This is a genomic window from Phenylobacterium sp., assembly GCF_019636135.1.
Classification (GTDB): domain Bacteria; phylum Pseudomonadota; class Alphaproteobacteria; order Caulobacterales; family Caulobacteraceae; genus Phenylobacterium.
Genome location: NZ_JAHBYD010000022.1, coordinates 57273 through 75885 on the forward strand (window position 1 = coordinate 57273; position 18613 = coordinate 75885).

An 18613-nucleotide genomic window follows, 5' to 3' on the forward strand; every position below is an offset into this window, starting at 1 on the left:
GTTATCTGCCTCCCCTGCGAAGCGGGGGAGGGGGACCACTCGCCGAAGAGCGAGTGGTGGAGGGGGCGGAAGCCGCCGCCGAGCCTGACCACGCCCCTTCCACCATCGGCTCTTCGCTACGCTCGGCCGACGGTCCCCCTTCCCCGTCAACGGGGAAGGTAGAGCGGCGCCTCAGGTCATCGATCCGTCCCAGCGCCGACAAGATCACCCCGTCTGCGACGCTGCCAAGGCGCCGATACACATCGCTCGCCTCAATCCGCAGCACCTCGATCCCGCGCCGCTTGAGCCACATGTCGCGCGCCTGATCCTTCTCGCGCTTCTCGTCGCCCCAATGCGTCGACCCATCGATCTCGACCGCCAGGCGCGCCGCTGGGCAGTAGAAGTCGAAGATCATCTGCTCATAGGCGTACTGCCGCCGAAAGATCGGGCGCTCCTCACCGCGCGCCCGCAGCCGCGACCAGAGCATCACCTCCGGCTCGGTCATGTCACGCCGCAACGCCTTGGCTCATTTGTCGATCTTGATCGAAGCCCTCATCCGCCTCCCCTGCGCTCCCCTTCCCCATCAACGGGGAAGGTAGAGCGCGCATAAGAACATAACAAGAACTTCTGCTGATGCGCTCCACCTTCCCTCCAATCATCCCTTGCGCATCCCAGCGTCATGGCTATATGATCATTATGCTCGAAGTGAGCAAAAGGGTGCGGGCGCCGGTTCTCCAGGGCCAGGCGCCCTCTTATAGGCCCCATTAATGCTCACTTTGAGCATAAGGAGGGTTCGATGGCCGCCGACGGGTTCCAGTTCGCGTTCACCCCTGCCGTGGAGGCCCAGACGGCGCCCGCATGGGAGAAGGTCAGGCATCACGTCACGCCCATGGAGTGGCGCCTCCAGGCCCCGCTCATCGCCGAGATCAACCGGCTGAAGCGCGAGAAGGACGCCGTCATCCTCGCCCACAACTACATGACGCCCGAGATCTTCCACGGGGTCGGCGACTACGTGGGCGACAGCCTGGGCCTGGCCAAGGAGGCCGCCCGTTCCGACGCCAGGATCATCGTCCAGGCGGGCGTCCACTTCATGGCCGAGACCTCCAAGATCCTGTCGCCGGAGAAGCGCGTCCTGATCCCGGACCTGCGCGCCGGCTGCTCGCTGGCCAGCTCGATCACCGGCGCCGACGTGCGCCTGATCAAGCAGCGCTACCCGGACCTGCCGGTGGTCACCTACGTGAACACCACCGCCGACGTGAAGGCCGAGACCGACATCTGCTGCACCAGCGCCAACGCCGTGCAGGTGGTCGAACAGGCCGCCGCGCAGTGGGGCGTCGACCGCGTCATCCTGATCCCGGACGAGTTCCTGGCCCGCAACGTCGCGCGCCAGACCCACATCGGCATCGTCGCCTGGAAGGGCCGCTGCGAGGTGCATGAGCGCTTCACGGCCGCCGACATCCTGGAGATCAAGGCCGCCTATCCGGGCGCCGAGGTCCTGGCGCACCCGGAGTGCCCGGCCGAGGTGCTGGAGGTCAGCGACTTCGCCGGCTCGACGGCCGCGATGAACGACTACGTCATCCAGCGGAAGCCGAAGCGCGTGGTGCTGATCACCGAGTGCTCGATGGCCGACAACGTCGCCGCCGACGCGCCGTTCACCGAGTTCGTGCGGCCCTGCAACCTCTGCCCGCACATGAAGACGATCACGCTGGAGAACATCTACGAGTCGCTCCTGCACGAGCGGTTCGAGGTGACGGTCGATCCCGCGGTCGCCGAGCGCGCGCGGCTGGCCGTCCAGCGCATGGTCGACCTGCCGCCGCCGTCGCAGCCGGCCCGATACGACCTCGTCAAGGCCCGCCACCACGTCGACGTGGAGCTGATCTGAGGTGGAATACGCCCCGGTCATCGCGGCCGTGACGTCCCGGCCGCTGGCGGCGATCGCCGCGCGGGTGCGGCCCGAGCAGGTCGGCCACGTGGTCTTCGGCGCCCTGGAGCGGGTCCATGCGGTCCTGCGCGCCGGCGACTTCGGCCCGTACTGGGGCGACGTGGTGCTGTGCGAGGGCGAGGACGGCGACGGCGTCATGGACCTGCGCATCGGCGTGGGCCTGGCGCGGTCGTTCACCGGCCTGGGCGCGGTCGGCCCCTGGACCACGCCGGGCGGCGAGGCCGTGCAGGTCACGCACCTGGGCCCCTGGTCCGAGCGCGGGCTGGCGCACGACGCCGCGCGGCACGGCGCGGTCCGGCTCGGGCGGCGCCTGACCGGCGTCCACTGGGAAGTCTCGGGCGCCTTCGACCCGGCGGCCCGCACCCGCCCCACCGACGTCTTCTACGAGGCCGCAGCCGATGACTGAGCGTATCCGACATGACGGCGTGATCGTCGTCGGCGCCGGGCTGGCCGGCTTCTCCGCCGCCCTCGCCGCCGCGCCGGCCAGGGTGCTGCTGCTCAGCGAAGCGCCGCTGAACCACGGCTGCTCGTCGGCCTGGGCCCAGGGCGGCGTCGCCGCGGCCCTCTCCGACGACGACGCCCCCGCCCTGCACGCCGCCGACACCGTCGCGGCCGGCGCCGGGCTCGTCGTGCCCGCCGTCGCGGCCCTGCTGGCCGAGGAAGGCCCCGCCGCCGTGCGCCGGCTCGCCGACCTCGGCGCTCCGTTCGACCGCAAGGCCGGCGGCGCCTTCTCCCAGAGCCTGGAAGCCGCCCACTCCCGCGCCCGGGTCGCCCGCGTGAAGGGCGACCAGGCCGGCCGCGCCATCATGGAGGCGCTCACCGTCGCCGTGCGCGCCGCCCGGCATATCGAGGTCCGCACCGGCGCGAAGCTCGTCGGCCTGCTGCAGGACGGCTCGACCCGCATCCGCGGCGTCGTGGTCCGCATCGACGGCCGCACGGTCGAGATCGCCGCCCGCGCGGTCGTCCTCGCCACCGGCGGCATCGGCGGCCTCTACGCCGTGACCACCACGCCCGCCGAGCTGAAGGGCGAGGGCCTGGGCCTGGCGGCGCTGGCAGGCGCAACGATCGCCGACCCCGAGTTCGTGCAGTTCCACCCGACCGCCATCGACATCGGCCGCGACCCCGCCCCCCTCGCCACCGAGGCCCTGCGGGGCGAAGGCGCCGTTCTGGTCGACGCGAACGGCGAGCGCTTCATGGCGCGCTACCACCCGGCCGCCGAGCTCGCGCCGCGCGACGTGGTCGCCCGCGCCATCCATGCCGAGCGCGAGGCCGGCCGCGGCGCCTTCCTCGACGCCCGCGAGGCCGTGGGCGCCCACTTCCCGGACGAGTTCCCGGCCGTCTTCGCCGCCTGCATGGGCGGCGGCGTCGATCCGCGCACGCAGCTCATCCCCGTCGCGCCGGCCTGCCACTACCACATGGGCGGGATCGCCACGGATATCGACGGCCGCACCTCGCTGCCGGGCCTCTACGCCGCCGGCGAATGCGCCTCGACTGGGGTCCACGGCGCCAACCGCCTGGCCTCCAACTCGCTGCTGGAAGCGGCGGTCTTCGGCGCCCGCGCCGGCCGCGCCGCCGCGCGCGTCCAGGCCGCGCCCGAGCGTCCGCTCGCCGTCGTCACCGGCCCCGACCTGCCCGCCGAAGCCCTCGCCGCGCTCCGCGAGGCCATGAGCCGCGACGCCGGCGTCGTGCGCACCGCCGAGGGCCTCGCCCGCCTCGTCGCCGGGATCGACACCGCCCAGGCCGGGCATGGCCAGGCCCCGGCCCTCGTCGCCGCCCGCCTCGTCGCCGCCGCGGCCCTGGCGCGCCGCGAGAGCCGCGGCGGCCACTTCCGGTCCGACTTCCCCGACGCCGTCGCCCCCGAGCGCACCTTCGTCGCGGCCGCGCCCGGCGCCGCGCGCCACGCCGCCTGAACCGAGATCGCATGACCCCCAAGCCCCTCGTCGAACCCCTTCCCGACCTCCTCGTCGCCCCGGTGATCCGCGCCGCGCTCGCCGAGGACCTCGGCCGCGCCGGCGACGTCACCGCCCAGGCCTGCGTGCCCGGCGACGCGAAGCTCACCGCCGACTTCGCCGCCCGGCGCGGCGGCGTGGTGGCCGGCCTGTCGGTGATCCGGCTGGCGCTGGCCGAACTCGACGCCGGCGTGACCGTCGAGGCGCTCGCCGCGGACGGCCAGGCCGTGCCCGCCGGCACGACGCTGGCCCGCGTCAGCGGCAATGCGCGGGCCATCCTCACCGCCGAGCGCACGGCGCTGAACCTGCTGGGCCGCCTGTGCGGGATCGCGACCCTGACGCAGGACTTCGTCGACGCCGTCGCCGGCACGGATGCCCGCATCACCGACACCCGCAAGACCACGCCGGGCTTGCGCGCCCTGGAGAAATACGCCGTCCGCTGCGGCGGCGGGGTCAACCACCGCTTCGGCCTGGATGACGCCATCCTGATCAAAGACAACCACGTCGCCGCCTGCGGCTCGGTGGGCGAGGCCGTCCGCCGCGCCAAGGCCTTCGCCGGCCACCTGATGAAGGTCGAGGTCGAGGTCGACAGCCTGGTCCAGCTCCAGGAGGCCCTCGCCCACGACCCCGACGTGATCATGCTCGACAACTTCACCCTGGAGGACATGGCCGAGGCCGTCCGCACCGTCGCCGGCCGCGTCATCCTGGAGGCCTCGGGCGGCGTCACCCTCGACACGGTCCGCGCCATCGCCACGACCGGCGTCGACGTCATCAGCGTCGGCGCCCTCACCCACTCCGCCAAGGTCCTCGACATCGGCCTCGACGCGGTGGGGACCTAGGACCACGCCCTGCCCGGTTCACCCCAGATGAACGTCATGGCCCGGCTTGTCCGGGCCACCCATCGGGCTGTGAGCTCGTGATGACGTGCGGCGTCGACGCTGCGCGCGTTCCGGGACGCACAGCCCAATAGGTCCCCCGGACAAGCCGGGGGATGACGTTCCGGGGAAACCGGACCTACAGCAGCCGGAACCGCCCGCTCGCCAGCCCCGCCCTGACCGCGGCCACGGTCTCGTCGGCGGTCTGGCCGCTGGTGTCGAGAAGGCTGTCGGGCGGCGTCGCGACGTCGCGGAACGCCTGCCACATCTGCCGCATCACGGCCGCGTCGGTCATCGGATGGCCCGTCCGCGCCGTGCCGCGCGCGACCGTCGTCGCCTCGTCCGGCATCAGCAGCACATAGTCGAGCTCCAGCCCGTGGCGGCGCGCCGCCGAGAGCCACGGCTCGAAGAACCACGGCCCGACGACCCCGTCGGCGTAGACCTCGTAGCCGCCCACCGCGCCCGTCGCCGCCACCGCGGCGATGGCGTTCATCAGCGTCACGTTCTGCGCCTGCGACTCCGGCCGCCACGGCTCGACGAAGCCCTTCACGATGTAGGCGTAGAAGTCGTCCGTATGCAGGTGCATGGCGAGCGGCCCGTCCGTCTCGCGCGCCAGGCGGCGCGCGACGGTGGACTTCCCGGCGCCGGGCGGCCCGGTGACGATGACGATACGCCCCATGCGACGACCCTAGACACGATCCGGGCGACGATCCGCAACCCCGACGTCAGCCGCCCACCGCCCAGGGAGCTCAAACGGGGTGGCCACGAACCGCGCCGCGCGCTCGCCACAGGCGCCGCATCACGCCGGCTCCAGGCGGCCCGCGGCCTCGTGGGCGGCGTCGAGGCGCTGGTCGGTGAAGGCCGACATGCGGGCGACCACCTGCTCCAGGATCTCGGGCCGCGCCAGTTCGGGACGCCCGGAGTTGAACGGCGGCGCCGGGGCGTATTCCAGGCCGAGCTGGCTCGCCTCGGCGAAGTCGCGACCGGCCAGCTCCTCCAGCAGCACGAAGCCGAAGTCGATGCCGGCCGTCACGCCGCCGCCGGTGATGACGTTGCCGTCGCGCTCCACCCTGGCCTCGCTGACGATCGCGCCGAACGGCGCCAGCAGCGGCCGCGCGGCCCAGTGGCAGGCGGCGCGCTTGCCCCGCAGGAAGCCGGCCGCGCCCAGGATCAGCGACCCCGTGCAGACCGACGTCAGGTACCTGGCCGTCGCGCCCAGGCGCCGGATCTGCGCCATGAACGCCTCGTCCAGCATGGCCGCCGTCGTGCCGAAGCCGCCGGGGATGCAGAGCACGTCGCAGCGCTCGATCTCCGCGAGGTCGGCCAGCTTCGTGAACGTGAGGCCTTCCGCCTCGATGTCCTGGCCGCCGAGCGAGGCGACGATCACGTCGGCGTCCGGCGTGCGCACGAGCACCTGGTGCGGGCCGGTGAAGTCCAGGTGGGTCACGCCCGGATAGAGCGCGAAGACGATCTGCAAACGGGACATCGGCGGGTCTCCTTCAGGTTGACGACGCCGGTCTAGGCGCGCTACGCCTTGGCCGAAACGACATTGTTCCCACAATTCCTGCCATGTCCCGCGATCTCGCCCTCGTCATCTTCCCCGGCTTCCAGATCCTCGACGCCGCGGGGCCGATCGCGGTGTTCGAGATAGCCGAGCGCTATCGGCCGGGCGGCTACGCCCTGTCGCTCCAGGCCCCCGGCGGCGGCGAGGTCGCCAGTTCCTCCGGGGTGAGGATGACCGCCGCGCCCCTCGGCCCCGGCCCCTTCGACACCGTGATGCTCTCGGGCGGCGACGGCACGCGCGCGCTCGCGGACCTGGCCGCCATCACCGCCTGGGTGAAGGTGGTCCCGGCGCGGCGGCGCGCCAGCGTCTGCTCGGGCGCCTACATGCTGGCCGAGGCCGGCCTGCTGGACGGCCGGCGCTGCACCACCCACTGGGGCCGCACCGACGACTTCGCGCGCCGCTATCCGAAGGCGAAGCTCGACGCCGACCGCATCTTCGTGCGCGACGGCGACATCTGGACCTCGGCCGGCATCACCGCCGGCATCGACCTCGCGCTGGCCCTCGTCGAGGACGACCTGGGCGCCGACGTGGCCCGTCGCGTGGCCCAGCAGCTCGTCGTCCACCAGCGCCGGCCGGGGGGCCAGTCGCAGTTCTCGGCCCTCGTCGACCTGGGCGGCCGCACCGGCCGCTTCGCCGACCTGATGGACTGGATGCGCGCGCACCTCGCCGAGCCGCTGACCGTCGAGCGCCTGGCCGACCGCGCCGCCATGAGCCCCCGCAACTTCGCCCGCGCCTTCGCCGCCGAGACCGGGACCACGCCGGCCAAGGCCGTCGAGCGCCTGCGCCTGGAGGCCGCCCGCACCGAGGTCGAGACCGGCCGCGCGCCCATCGACCACGTGGCCGGCCTCGTCGGCTTCGGCGACCCCGAACGCATGCGCCGCGCCTTCCTCCGCGCCTTCGGCCAGCCGCCCCAGGCGCTGCGCCGCGCCGCCCGCGCCTGACGGGGGCGGGATTCAGCCCTTGCCTTGCCGCAGGATCCGCAGGCTCTCGTTCTGGCGCTTGATGATGCCCATCAGCTCGCGGTGGCGCACCGCGTCGACCTTGTCGTGCAGGTGCATGATCTCCAGTTCGGCCCGCAGGTTGACGATGTAGTCGTGCTCGGCGGCCTGGCGGTCGCGCTGGGCGGCGCGGTTCTGGCTCATCATGATGATCGGCGCCTGGATGGCCGCCAGCATCGACAGCATCAGGTTCAGGAAGATGAAGGGGTACGGATCGAAGGCCAAGCCGAACCCCCTGGTCAGCAGGTTCCAGGTCATCCAGAGGCCCAGCGCCAGGCCGAACCCGATGATGAAGCCCCACGACCCCCCGACCGCGGCGACCTGATCGGCCAGCCGCTCGCTCGGCCGCCGTTCATCGTGCTTCAGCTTCGGGTCGACGCCCGTCGGGGCCTCGGTGGCGATGAGGTCGATCACGCTTCGCTGGACGGGCGTCAGCCCATCGTAGGCGCAGCCCAGCAGGTCCTTGGCCAGTTGTTCGCGTGCGTCGAGCGGCATCCGTCTTCCCTTTGGCGAGCGTAGCGGTGTGACCGCGACAACTGTCAGGGGGTTTGGGATGACGGCAAGCGGCAAGGCGCAGGCGGGCGGCCGGGGGCGGCGGCGTCCCGCCGGCGTCAGGAGGCGGTGACCGCCGCGGCCTGGGCCGGGGCGAGCATCGCCGCCTCGGCCGGCGCCGGCGCCGGCGCCGGCGCGACGGCGGCGGGCTTGGCCTTCGTGTCAACCTTCGTCGCCTTGGCGTCGGCCGCCGAAGCGGGCTCGAGCGAGGCCTCGATCGCCTTCTCGACCGTCGCCGGCGGGATCCGCAGCTCCGGGACAGCGTCCGCAGGCCCCGACGTCAGCACCGCGGTCTCGACCCCCGGCAGCGGCGACAGGCCCGGAACGGCGCGCAGCTTGTGCGGGGAGAAGCGGTAGAAGACGTGCATGCCCACTTGGCTGACGCGCAGCATGTGCGGGGCCCACATCGGGGCGACCGCGGCGGTGTGGAAATGCGTCGCCGAGCCGATGTCGGCCAGCGCGGCGCCGGCGAGCGTGCGGGTCGCCACGGCGCGGGCGCGGTCCCACGCCTCGCTCTCATGGCCGCGGCGCCCCTCTTGCCCGCGGCGCATCGAGCCGTCGCAGGCGAAGCTGAACTGGCACCCACGGTGGCCGGCGCCCTGGAACACCACCGCGCAGACGCTCTTGGGGAAGGCCGGGTGCTTCACCCGGTTCATCACCACCTGGGCGACGGCGTACTGCCCGCGCGAGCTCTCGCCGCGGGCCTCGTAGTAGACCGCCTGGGTCAGGCACTCCAGATCGGCGCGCCGGCGGGCCTTGGCGGCCACCTTCTCGCGGCCCCCGTCGTGGCGCAGCATGAACAGCCGCGCATCCTCCCCCTCCTGGAAGCCGTAATGTTCCAGTCCGAGACGCAGGCCCTGGCCCTGGGCTTCCAGGTACGACCCTGCGTAGCCGCGCTGCGCCGCCTCGGCGATGCGCTGCTCGTGGGCGTAGTCGGCCACATGGCCCGCCATGCCGGCGGCCAGGAAAAGCGCGCCCAGGCCCAGGCCGACGCCGGAGCCCGCCAAAACGGCGCTGATCGGCGAACGCCGCGCGGCGCTCACCTTCGATACAAACTGCAAAACGGAACGGTCCTCAGCGGCGAGGGCGAACCTGCCCCCAACTTGACGCCCCACACGGGGTATTCGGCGGCGCCCCTGCTCGTGCTGGTAGCGTCCGCCGGCAGGCCTGGCCCGAGATCCGTGTTGGGCGAGGCAACGGCAAATGATGAAGCGTCTATGAATGCCCGATGCGACCTTGGCAAGAATTTTTTGCACCGCAGCATTAACGCCGGAGCGGCCGTCAAACGTCGCTCAGATTGATCCGACAGCGCAGGTTCCTGAGAACCCACGGGAATCCCGGGTAGACACGCCCCAGCCTCGCGAGGTCTTCGGCTAACGCTGAATTCTTCTGAAACCATGCGCGTTTACCTTATTCGCAAGCACAGGCGTCTTGCGCGGAACCGCGGGCGCGTCCGGCTGTTCTGTAGCGGTCCAGTCCAGGAGGGCTTCCCGTTGCGTATCCCGATGATCCTCGCCACCGCCGCGACCGGGCTGGCGCTCGCCGCCTGCGGTCACAACACCGAACAGCGCGCCGCCACCGGCGCCGTCGCGGGCGCCGTCGTGGGCGGCCCCGTGGGCGCGGCCGTCGGCGCAGGCGCCGGCGCGGTCGTCTCGAAGGCGACCGACAAGTAGGAGAGCGGGGCCGCCGGCCGCATCTGGCGCCGAGCTTGCTGCGTAGCTTCCCGTGAGCAACGGGAGGCGCAGCATGCGCAATCTCATCCTGGCCCTGGCCGCCCTCGTAGGGGTGCTCTGGGTCGCGGCGAACGCGGCCCAGGCGTCGTTCTAAGCAAGGTTCCCGACAGATCGTCTCCTCATCCTCGATGGAGGAAGGGCCGGGGATGGTGGTGTGCGCAGGACTTCACCGGCCGGGCGCGAGAGGCGCCGTCTGCCGTAACGCTCCCTCGGAGACTCTGATCAGGCCGCCTTCGGCGCGCCTGTCCCGCGTCGCGCCTGGTGCATCTGCCACAGGCGCCAGACATCCACCGCGGCCAGCGCCAGGAAGATCACGATCGTCGCGCCGACACCGATCCGCATGCCGGTGTCGAAGTTGGCCTGCACGCGCTCGGCCACGTCGGGCGTCCAGACGGACCAGCTCACCTCGATCCAGTGCCCGGCCTGGTAGACCGCCCCGATCACCGCCGCGCCCATCAGGTTGCGCACCAGCGACATCGCCCGGTTGAAGGCCACGAGGCCCGGCTGGAACAGCGCGATCAGGTTCATCGCCAGCTCGAACAGCGCGTAGCCTAGGATCGGCCCGTACATCTCGCGCCAGACCGGGGCCATGGCGACGGTCATGCCGTAGTCCGGCATGAAGTTGCGGAACCGGATCAGGCCCATCCACCACAGGATGAAGACCACCCCCATGCCGATCTCGACCACGCGTTCGAAGCGCGACTTGGTCTTGCGCTCGGGCGGCGGCAACTGGCTGGGCTTCCATTGCTGCAGGAAGGTCGTCTTCCCGAACCGCTCGATCAGCGCGCAGACCAGGGTCACGGCCCCGAAGCCGAAGACCAGAAACCCGAACAGCGAGGTGTCGCCGGCCACCCGGTCCACCACCATGTGGTCGCCCGCGATGATCACGACCAGCGTCATCACCACCCAGACCCCCAGGATCACGCCGCAGACCGCCTTCACCGCCGCCCACCAGAACGGGAACACCTCGGGCCCGATCAGGTGCTGCGTCTTGCGATAGCGCCCCGACACCGTCAGCGGGTGGCCGAAGCGGATCAGCAGCGCCTCCAGCTCCTCGCGGGTCTGCGGCCGCCCCAGGCGGTCTTCCGCCTCCTCGATCTGCGAGAGCAGCACGTCGCGCAGCTCGGCGGCGACGTCGGCCTTCTGGGCCTCGGGCAGGTGGCGCGCGATGGCCGCCAGGTAGCGTTCGAGAAGGTCCATCAGGACGCTCCTTCCTCAAGGATTCCGGTGAGGGAGGCGTTCAGCGCGGACCACTCCGCGATCAGCCGTTCGAGCACGCCGCGGCCCTCGTCCGAGAGCCGGTAGAACCGCTTGTTGCGCTTCTCCTCCTCCCGCCATTCGCTGGTCAGCAGCCCCTGGGCCTCCAGCCGGCGCAGCATGGGATAGAGCGCGCCCTCCTCGATCTCGACGCCGCTCTCCGCCAGCGCCTTGCGCAGCGTGTAGCCGTAATGCTCCCGGCGAAGCTGCCCCAGCACCGCCAGGACCAGCGACCCGCGCCGGAGCTCCTGTCGAAGCGTCTCGAAGATGTCGGCGTCGCTCGGCATGCTGTGCGTCATATACTGTGTTCTACACAGTGTCTAGCGCATACTATGCGGTACTAGGTATCTCCTCTCCCCCCGTGAGCGCAGCGAACGGAGAGGGAGAGGGCAGGGAGAGGGCGGTTCGGCGGGTGGGCCGGCAAGGCGTCTGCCCGGACCCGCTCGACTATGAGCATTGCCGTCGGCGAAGGCCGAACCGCCGCGCCGCCCTCTCCCTGCCCTCTCCCTCTCTCGCTACGCTCGGGGGAGAGGAGACTATGCTATCGAGCCGATGCGGCTGGCCGGGGCTGCGGGTCGCGTATAATCTACGCCGTAAAGTCATCGGGAGGCCTTCATGCGCATCTTCGCCGCCGCTCTCGCCGCCGCCGTCCTGCTGACGGCCCCCGCCGCCCGGGCCGCCCCGCAGGACAGGTACGCCGCCAATGGCGACGTGAAGATCCACTACGTCGTCGACGGCAAGGGCCCGCTGGTGGTGCTGATCCACGGCTTCCCCGACTACTGGGCCACCTGGAAGCCGCTGATGGCCGAGCTCGCCAAGGCCGGCTACCGCACCGCCGCCCTCGACACCCGCGGCTACAACCTCTCGGACAAGCCGCAGGGCGTGGCCGCCTACGCCATGCCCAACCTGATCGGCGACGTGGCCGCCGTGATCGCCGCCGAGGGCCAGAAGCACGCCACGGTGATCGGCCACGACTGGGGCGCCGCCATCGCCTGGCAGACCACGTTCGCGCGGCCCGACCTGGTCGACAGGCTGGTGATCCTCTCCGTCCCGCACCCCGCCGGCATGGCCCGCGAACTCGCCACCAACCCGGACCAGCAGAAGAACAGCCAGTACGCCCGCAACTTCCAGAAGGAGGGCTCGGAGAAGGCCCTCACGGCCGAGGGCCTCGCCGGCTGGGTGAAGGACCCCAAGGAAAAGCCCGGCTACGTCGAGGCCTTCCGGCGCTCCGACTTCGCCGCGATGATGAACTACTACCGCGCCAACTACCCGCGCGGGACCGGCGCCGACGCGCAGGCCCCGGCCGCCGCGCCGGACCCGCGCGTGAAGGTCCCCGTCCTCGTCCTCCACGGCATGAAGGACACCGCCCTGAACGCCGCCGGCCACGCCGGGACCTGGAACCACGTCGACGCCGACACCACGATCGTCATGTTCCCCGAGGCCGGCCACTTCGTGCAGCACGACGCCGAGGCCCAGGTGAACCGCACCATCAAGGACTGGCTGAACGCCCACCGGTAGGGCCACCACAACCCTTCCCGCTCGTCATCCCCCGGCTTGTCCGGGGGATGACGTATCCGGGAGGGAGGCCGCCGCGTTGACTTCCGCGGACGGCGGCGCACTAAGTTGACGCCGGCGTCACGGAGGACACTCCCCATGTCCGAGAACGAGCTCCCCACCGGCATCCAGATCATGGAGATCGACCCGGAGTTCCGGGCCGACCCCTATCCGCGGCTGGCCGAGCTCCAGGGCCGGTGCCCGGTCCGCCACGATCCCGTGCTCGAGTCCGTGGTCCTCACCGGCTACGAGGACGTCCGCGCCACGGTCAACGACCGCACGCTCTGGCGGAACCCGGCGCGCGGCAACCCGCGGGCCCTCTTCAACCGCATGACCGACGCCAACGCCGACGCGCCGCAGTCGATCCTCTTCATGGACGACCCGGATCACGCCCGCGTGCGCGGCCCCCTCACCCAGGCCTTCTACAGGCGCGCGGCGAAGATGAAGCCGCAGGTCGAGGCCGTCGTCGACGAGGTGCTGGACGGGCTCGCGGGCCGCGAGAGCTTCGACGTCATCGCCGACTACGGCGTGCCCGTGCCGATCCTGGTGATCGCCGCCGTCCTCGGCATCCCCAAGGAACGGCTGCGCGACTTCCGCGAGTGGTCCGAGGGGATCATCCAGTCGCTCAACGCCCTGCGCACCCCCGAGCAGGAGGCCGAGCTCGTGGCCGCCGCCACCGCGCTCGACGCCTTCTTCGCCGAAGCCATGGCCGAGCGCCGCAAGGCCCCCCGCGACGACCTGATCACCGACATGGTCCAGCTCCAGGCCGAGGGCGCCGCGCTCACCGACCTCGAGGTCAGCGTCAACCTCCAGAGCCTGCTGGTCGGCGGCAACCTCACCACCACCGACCTGATCGGCAACGGCGTCATCGCCTTCCTGCGCAACCCCGCCGAACTCGCCAAGCTCAGGGCCGACCCCAAGCTGATCGCCGCCGCCGTCGAGGAGATCCTGCGCTACGACCCGCCGATCAGCATGACCGGCCGCGTCGCCTCCCGCGACCTGGAGATCGGCGGCGAGGCGGTGGGCGAGAAGGACATCCTCCTCAACCAGCTCCGCGCCGCCAACCGCGACCCGTCGGTCTACGAGAACCCCGACCGCTTCGACATCACCCGCAAGCACGTGCCGCACATGGCCTTCGGCGGCGGCGCCCACATCTGCATCGGCGCGCCCCTGGCCCGCATGGAAGGCCAGGCCGCCCTCCTGAAACTCTTCACCCGCTTCCCGGACCTGAAGCTCGCCGAGCAGGACCTCGCCTACCGCCCCCTCCCCGGCTTCCGCGGCGTCGAACACCTGCTCGTCGAGCCCTGACGCCGCATCGCGCCGCAGGCAAAGGAAATCGGGAACCGCGGAATACGCGGAAGAACGCGGAAACAGCGCCGCCCGGACACCCTTCCGTGTCTTCCGTGTTTTCCGTGGTTCCTTCTTCCCTTGAAACCGCAGAGCCCGCGGAGATGCGCGAGAGACGCAACGCTCCCGCCCTCCGCGTATCTCCGCGATCTCCGCGGTTGAATCCGACAGCGCCCGCGGCGCGCGCGTCCATACTGACACTCTGCTGTCAGCAGGCCTGATCCAAGGTGTGGCGATCCCGCCTCGGAGCGCCTACCTTGGACGCCATGCCTCGCACTTCCCATCCGGCGCCTACCCCCGCGCAGGCGGGGGTCTCCGACATGTCGGCGGCGTTCGACTACGACGAGAACACCATGCCGATGCTCTGGAAGCCGCACCGCCCGGTGCGCCCGGAGAAGTCGGAGGGCGGCCGGAAGTTCAGGCTGTCGTCGGAGTACCAGCCGGCCGGCGACCAGCCGACCGCGATCCGGGAGCTGGTGACCGGCGTCGACGGCGGCGAGCGCGACCAGGTGCTGCTGGGCGTCACCGGCTCGGGCAAGACCTTCACCATGGCCAAGATCATTGAGGAGACCCAGCGCCCGGCCCTGATCCTCGCGCCGAACAAGACCCTGGCCGCCCAGCTCTACAGCGAATTCAGGAGCTTCTTCCCCGACAACGCCGTCGAGTTCTTCGTCAGCTACTACGACTACTACCAGCCCGAGGCCTACGTGCCGCGGACCGACACCTACATCGAGAAGGACAGCTCCATCAACGAGCAGATCGACCGGATGCGCCACTCGGCCACCCGCGCGATCCTGGAGCGCGACGACGTCATCGTCGTGGCCTCGGTCTCCTGCATCTACGGCATCGGCTCGGTCGAGACCTACTCGGCCATGACCTTCGACCTGAAGCCCGGCCAGCGCATCGACGAGAAGCAGCTCATGGGCGACCTCGTGGCGCTCCAGTACAAGCGCAACGATCAGGCCTTCGAGCGCGGGTCGTTCCGCCGCCGCGGCGACACCATCGAGATCTTCCCGGCCCACTACGAGGACCGCGCCTGGCGCCTCAGCCTGTTCGGCGACGAGCTGGAGAGCATCACCGAGTTCGACCCGCTGACCGGCAAGAAGACCAACGACCTCGCCGGCGTCCGCGTCTACGCCAACAGCCACTACGTCACGCCCCGGCCGACGCTTCGGCAGGCGATCAACCAGATCAAGGTCGAGCTCAAGGAGCGCCTCGACTGGCTCGTCGCCAACGGCAAGCTCCTCGAGGCGCAACGCCTGGAGCAGCGCACCACCTTCGACCTGGAGATGATCGAGGCCACCGGCTCGTGCGCCGGCATCGAGAACTACAGCCGCTACCTCACCGGCCGCCGCGCCGGCGAGCCGCCGCCGACCTTCTTCGAATACATCCCCGACAACGCGCTGCTGTTCGTGGACGAGAGCCACCAGACCGTGCCGCAGATCGGCGGCATGTACCGCGGCGACTACCGCCGCAAGTTCACCCTGGCCGAGTACGGCTTCCGCCTGCCATCCGCCATCGACAACAGGCCGCTCAAGTTCGAGGAGTGGGACGCCATGCGGCCGGACAGCGTGTTCGTCTCGGCCACGCCGGGCCCCTGGGAGATGGAGCGCTCGGGCGGCGTCTTCGCCGAGCAGGTGATCCGCCCCACCGGCCTGATCGACCCGCCGGTGGAGGTGAAGCCGGTCAGCAAGGGCGGCTTCAGCCAGGTCGACGACGTCATCGACCAGGTCCGCCAGGTCGCCGCCAGGGGCTACCGCTCGCTCATCACCGTCCTCACCAAGAAGATGGCCGAGGACCTGACGGAGTACATGCACGAGCAGGGCCTGCGGGTCCGCTACATGCACTCCGACGTCGACACCCTGGAGCGCATCGAGATCATCCGCGACCTGCGGCTGGGCGCCTTCGACATCCTGGTCGGCATCAACCTGCTGCGCGAGGGCCTCGACATCCCCGAGTGCGGCCTGGTCGCCATCCTCGACGCGGACAAGGAGGGCTTCCTGCGCTCGGAGACCTCGCTGATCCAGACCATCGGGCGCGCGGCGCGGAACGTGGACGGCCGCGTCATCCTCTACGCCGACAGCGTCACAGGCTCGATGGAACGCGCCATGGCCGAGACGAAGCGGCGCCGCGAGAAGCAGGAGCAGTACAACCTCGAACACGGCATCACGCCGGAGAGCGTGCGCAGCCAGATCAAGGACATCCTCGCGTCGTCCTACGAGAAGGACCACGTCACCGTCAGCGCCGGCGTGGCCGAGGGCGCGACGCCCTTCGTCGGCGACAACTTCAAGGCCACGCTGAAGGACCTCGAGGCCCGCATGCGCGAGGCCGCCGCCAACCTGGAGTTCGAGGAGGCCGCCCGCCTGCGCGACGAGGTGAAGCGCCTGAAGCTGCTGGACCTGGAGTTCGCCGCCGACGCCCTGGCCGCGGGCGCCGACGACGGCCGCGAGGCCCGCGCCGCCGCCAAGCTGATCCGCGCCGAAGCCCGCGCCGAGAAGGCCGAGGAATACCGCAAGATGCGCGGCCGCCGCCGCAAGGGGCCGTGAGCTCCCCGGCTCGCTCAGAACTCCGCCTCGAGCTGCACGCCGAACGTCCGCGGCGGGCCGTAGAGCGCCTGCTGGCGGGTGATGTTGAGGTAGCTGTAGTCGAAGTAGCGGGTGTCGAGCAGGTTCCTGCCGGTCAGGTAGACGCCGTAGCCGTCGCGGCGCCAGCCGACCTTGGCGTTGACCAGCATCCGGTCCTTCAGTTGCCGCCGCGACTGGTCGATCACCTCCTGGTAGGCGGCCGAGCGGTAGCTGGCGTTGAGGTTGGCGAACCACCCCGCCTCCGAGGCCCAGGTCCCGCCCGCCGCCAGCGTCCAGCGCGGCGCGCTGGCGAACTCGTGGCCCGAGAGGTCGTCGACCACCGCGCCGGTCACCGCGAAGTCCTTGAAGCGGGTGTTGGCGTAGCCCACGGAGCCGTAGACGCTGAGCTCGCCCGTGGCCTGGAAGCGGCTCTCCACCTCGAAGCCGTACACCCGCGACGAGCCGGCGTTCTGGGTCTCGTAGTCGTAGATGTTGCCCGAGAGCTGGACGTTCACCTGCTGGTCCTTCCAGTCGACGTAGAAGGCGTTGGCGTTCAGCGACAGGCGGCGGTCCAGCCACAGCGAGCGCAGCGCCAGCTCGTAGTTCCAGGTGTATTCCGGCCTGTAGGTATAGAGCGCGCCCCGGCCGGGATTCACGCCCGACCCGCCCGAGCGGTAGCCGCGCTGGATCGTGCCCGAGACCGACACGTCCTCGGCCACCTCCACCGTCACCCCGGCCTTCGGCAGGAAGGCCTCGAAGCTGGTCCTGGCCGCCGGCGACGAGGCGTTGGCGGCGGCCGCCTGGGCCAGGATCAGGCCGTTGATCCCCGCCACCGTCGGGCCTAGCGGCCCGAACGCGGCCGGGTCGGGCAGCGGCGTCACCAGCACCACCGTGTTCTCGTTCGCCCGCACCTGGTGCTCGTAGTCGTAGCGGAAGCCGGCGTGCAGCTTCACCCGCGGCGCGACCCGCCACGTCGCGTCGCCGAACACGGCGGCCGTCTCGACCGTCTGCGGATAGAACTGGCTGGTGTCGATGTAGAGCCGCGCCGGATAGAAGGCCCCGACCGCCGCCGGCAGGCCCAGGTCGTCCACCGGGCTCAGGCTGAAGACGCTGTGCGAGCGGTCCTTCCTGTTGTCCAGGTGCGAGTAGTAGGCGCCGACCAGGCCCGAGAGCGGGCCCTTGTCGAAGTTCGCCCGCAGCTCCTCGCTGAAGATCTTCTGGTCCTGCACGAAGTCGCCGTAGGCGTCGTCGGCCGCCAGGTTGTCGCCGTCATAGACGGTGGAGTTGCGGATGTGGCTCCAGGTGGTCACCGAGGCCAGGGTGAAGGCCGGCGAGAGCCGGTAGCTCGCGTCGAAGGTGGCGATGTCGCTGCGGGCCCGGTCCTCGGTGTCGCGGTTGCCCAGCACCGTGCGGTCGTCCCACGGATCGGGGACGTCGGCGAACGAATAGACCGCCCCGTTGCTGTGCTCGTCGTGCAGGTAGGCCGCCACCACGCGCAGGCCCGGCAGGTCGCTCGGTGTGAACAGGAGCTTGGCGCGGATCGAGTCGGAATCGCGGAAGCCCGCGCGGTCGTCGTTGCGGGTCGGGTTCTCGATCAGGCCGTCGGCGCGGGCGTGCTCGGCGGCGAGCCGGAACGCGACCTGGTCGGCCACGAGCGGCCCGCCCACGGCGGCGGCGAAGCGGCGGTCCTCATCCTGGTTCGTCAGGATGACGCGGGCCTTGCCGGTCCAGGCGTAGGTCGGGTCGGCGGTCTTGAGGACGATCGCGCCGGCCAGGGCGTTGCGCCCCTGCAGCGTCGACTGCGGCCCGCGCAGGATCTCCACCTGCGCCAGGTCCCACAGGTCCAGCGGCCCGGAGGACACCGCCGCGCGCGGCAGCGGCGAGCCGTCGAGGTAGACCGTCGCCAGGTCGCCCGTCCCCACGCCGGTGACGTTGGCGTTGGCGATGCCGCGGATCGTGAAGCCCTGCTTGCCGAAGGTGGAGTTGAGGTTCGCCGTGCGGTCGATCAGGTCGTAGACGTCGATCAGGTTCTGGTCGGCGATGTCCTTCGTGGTGACCACCGCGACGCTGGTGGGCGTGTCCTGGATCGAGCGCGCCGCCTTCTCGCCGGTGACGACGATCTCCTCCAGCGTGGGCGCGGTCGCGGCGTCGCCCGCGCCGGCCTCCGCGGCGAGCGCGGCCGGCGCCGCCGAGGCCATCAGCAGGGCGGCGAACAGGGTGCGGCGGACTGTCATTCGGGCAAGCTCCACTTCGGTGCGCGGGGCTCGCTAGCCACGGTTGCAATTGCGAGTCAATCTCA

17 protein-coding genes are annotated in these 18613 nt (G+C 71.1%); 9 read left to right on the top strand and 8 right to left on the bottom strand.

Annotation, left to right across the window (positions count from 1 at the left end; all coding sequences use genetic code 11):
* Position 1 precedes the first annotated feature (1 nt).
* Positions 2–496, bottom strand: coding sequence for an endonuclease domain-containing protein (locus tag KF737_RS15680; protein WP_296456758.1), 495 nt, complete (start codon positions 494–496; stop codon positions 2–4).
* Between the two features lie 279 nt (positions 497–775).
* Between KF737_RS15680 and nadA the strand changes: the two genes are divergently transcribed.
* The 4 genes from nadA to nadC are packed head-to-tail and all read left to right on the top strand — an operon-like array spanning position 776 to position 4709.
* Positions 776–1861, top strand: a complete 1086-nt coding sequence (gene nadA / locus KF737_RS15685) for a quinolinate synthase NadA (protein WP_296456761.1) — start codon at positions 776–778, stop codon at positions 1859–1861.
* A gap of 1 nt (position 1862) precedes the next feature.
* Positions 1863–2327, top strand: coding sequence for a hypothetical protein (locus KF737_RS15690; RefSeq protein ID WP_296456764.1), 465 nt, complete (start codon positions 1863–1865; stop codon positions 2325–2327).
* Positions 2320–3831: an L-aspartate oxidase gene (locus KF737_RS15695; protein ID WP_296456767.1), complete on the top strand. Its 1512-nt coding sequence runs from the start codon at positions 2320–2322 to the stop codon at positions 3829–3831. Before KF737_RS15690 ends, KF737_RS15695 begins: the two co-directional genes overlap by 8 nt.
* A gap of 11 nt (positions 3832–3842) precedes the next feature.
* On the top strand, positions 3843–4709 hold the full coding sequence (gene nadC / locus KF737_RS15700) for a carboxylating nicotinate-nucleotide diphosphorylase (RefSeq protein WP_296456770.1): 867 nt from the start codon (positions 3843–3845) through the stop codon (positions 4707–4709).
* A 175-nt stretch (positions 4710–4884) separates the two neighbouring features.
* Here nadC and KF737_RS15705 read toward each other — a convergent pair whose 3' ends face one another.
* Both KF737_RS15705 and KF737_RS15710 read right to left on the bottom strand, forming a co-directional pair.
* Positions 4885–5424 carry an AAA family ATPase gene (locus KF737_RS15705; protein ID WP_296456772.1) on the bottom strand — a complete coding sequence of 180 codons (540 nt, stop codon included), beginning with the start codon at positions 5422–5424 and terminating at the stop codon, positions 4885–4887.
* A 120-nt stretch (positions 5425–5544) separates the two neighbouring features.
* Complete coding sequence (locus tag KF737_RS15710) at positions 5545–6231, bottom strand: DJ-1/PfpI family protein (RefSeq protein WP_296456775.1); 687 nt, start codon at positions 6229–6231, stop codon at positions 5545–5547.
* Between the two features lie 83 nt (positions 6232–6314).
* On the opposite strand from KF737_RS15710, the gene KF737_RS15715 reads away from it, so the two are divergent.
* Complete coding sequence (locus KF737_RS15715) at positions 6315–7250, top strand: GlxA family transcriptional regulator (RefSeq protein ID WP_296456777.1); 936 nt, start codon at positions 6315–6317, stop codon at positions 7248–7250.
* A gap of 12 nt (positions 7251–7262) precedes the next feature.
* On the opposite strand, the gene KF737_RS15720 is transcribed toward KF737_RS15715, so the two are convergent.
* A complete protein-coding gene (locus tag KF737_RS15720; protein ID WP_296456780.1) occupies positions 7263–7802 on the bottom strand; it encodes a DUF1003 domain-containing protein in 540 nt (179 codons plus the stop codon).
* Between the two features lie 116 nt (positions 7803–7918).
* Positions 7919–8902, bottom strand: coding sequence for a cell wall hydrolase (locus KF737_RS15725; RefSeq protein WP_296456783.1), 984 nt, complete (start codon positions 8900–8902; stop codon positions 7919–7921).
* A gap of 450 nt (positions 8903–9352) precedes the next feature.
* Between KF737_RS15725 and KF737_RS15730 the strand changes: the two genes are divergently transcribed.
* Entirely contained in the window at positions 9353–9532 is a 180-nt protein-coding gene (locus KF737_RS15730; RefSeq protein ID WP_296456786.1) for a hypothetical protein, read from the top strand.
* A 282-nt stretch (positions 9533–9814) separates the two neighbouring features.
* On the opposite strand, the gene KF737_RS15735 is transcribed toward KF737_RS15730, so the two are convergent.
* Positions 9815–10792 carry a hypothetical protein gene (locus tag KF737_RS15735; protein ID WP_296456789.1) on the bottom strand — a complete coding sequence of 326 codons (978 nt, stop codon included), beginning with the start codon at positions 10790–10792 and terminating at the stop codon, positions 9815–9817.
* On the bottom strand, positions 10792–11136 hold the full coding sequence (locus tag KF737_RS15740) for a PadR family transcriptional regulator (protein WP_296456792.1): 345 nt from the start codon (positions 11134–11136) through the stop codon (positions 10792–10794). Before KF737_RS15740 ends, KF737_RS15735 begins: the two co-directional genes overlap by 1 nt.
* A 328-nt stretch (positions 11137–11464) precedes the next feature.
* On the opposite strand from KF737_RS15740, the gene KF737_RS15745 reads away from it, so the two are divergent.
* The 3 genes from KF737_RS15745 (at position 11465) to uvrB (ending at position 16296) form a co-directional block, all read left to right on the top strand.
* The gene (locus tag KF737_RS15745; RefSeq protein ID WP_296456794.1) at positions 11465–12367 is read left to right on the top strand and encodes an alpha/beta hydrolase; all 903 of its coding nucleotides are present in this window, start codon (positions 11465–11467) and stop codon (positions 12365–12367) included.
* 135 nt (positions 12368–12502) lie between these two features.
* Entirely contained in the window at positions 12503–13711 is a 1209-nt protein-coding gene (locus KF737_RS15750) for a cytochrome P450 (protein WP_296456797.1), read from the top strand.
* Positions 13712–14070: 359 nt separating this feature from the next.
* Positions 14071–16296: an excinuclease ABC subunit UvrB gene (gene uvrB, locus KF737_RS15755; RefSeq protein ID WP_296456868.1), complete on the top strand. Its 2226-nt coding sequence runs from the start codon at positions 14071–14073 to the stop codon at positions 16294–16296.
* A gap of 14 nt (positions 16297–16310) precedes the next feature.
* On the opposite strand, the gene KF737_RS15760 is transcribed toward uvrB, so the two are convergent.
* On the bottom strand, positions 16311–18548 hold the full coding sequence (locus tag KF737_RS15760; RefSeq protein WP_296456800.1) for a TonB-dependent receptor: 2238 nt from the start codon (positions 18546–18548) through the stop codon (positions 16311–16313).
* Positions 18549–18613 lie beyond the last annotated feature (65 nt).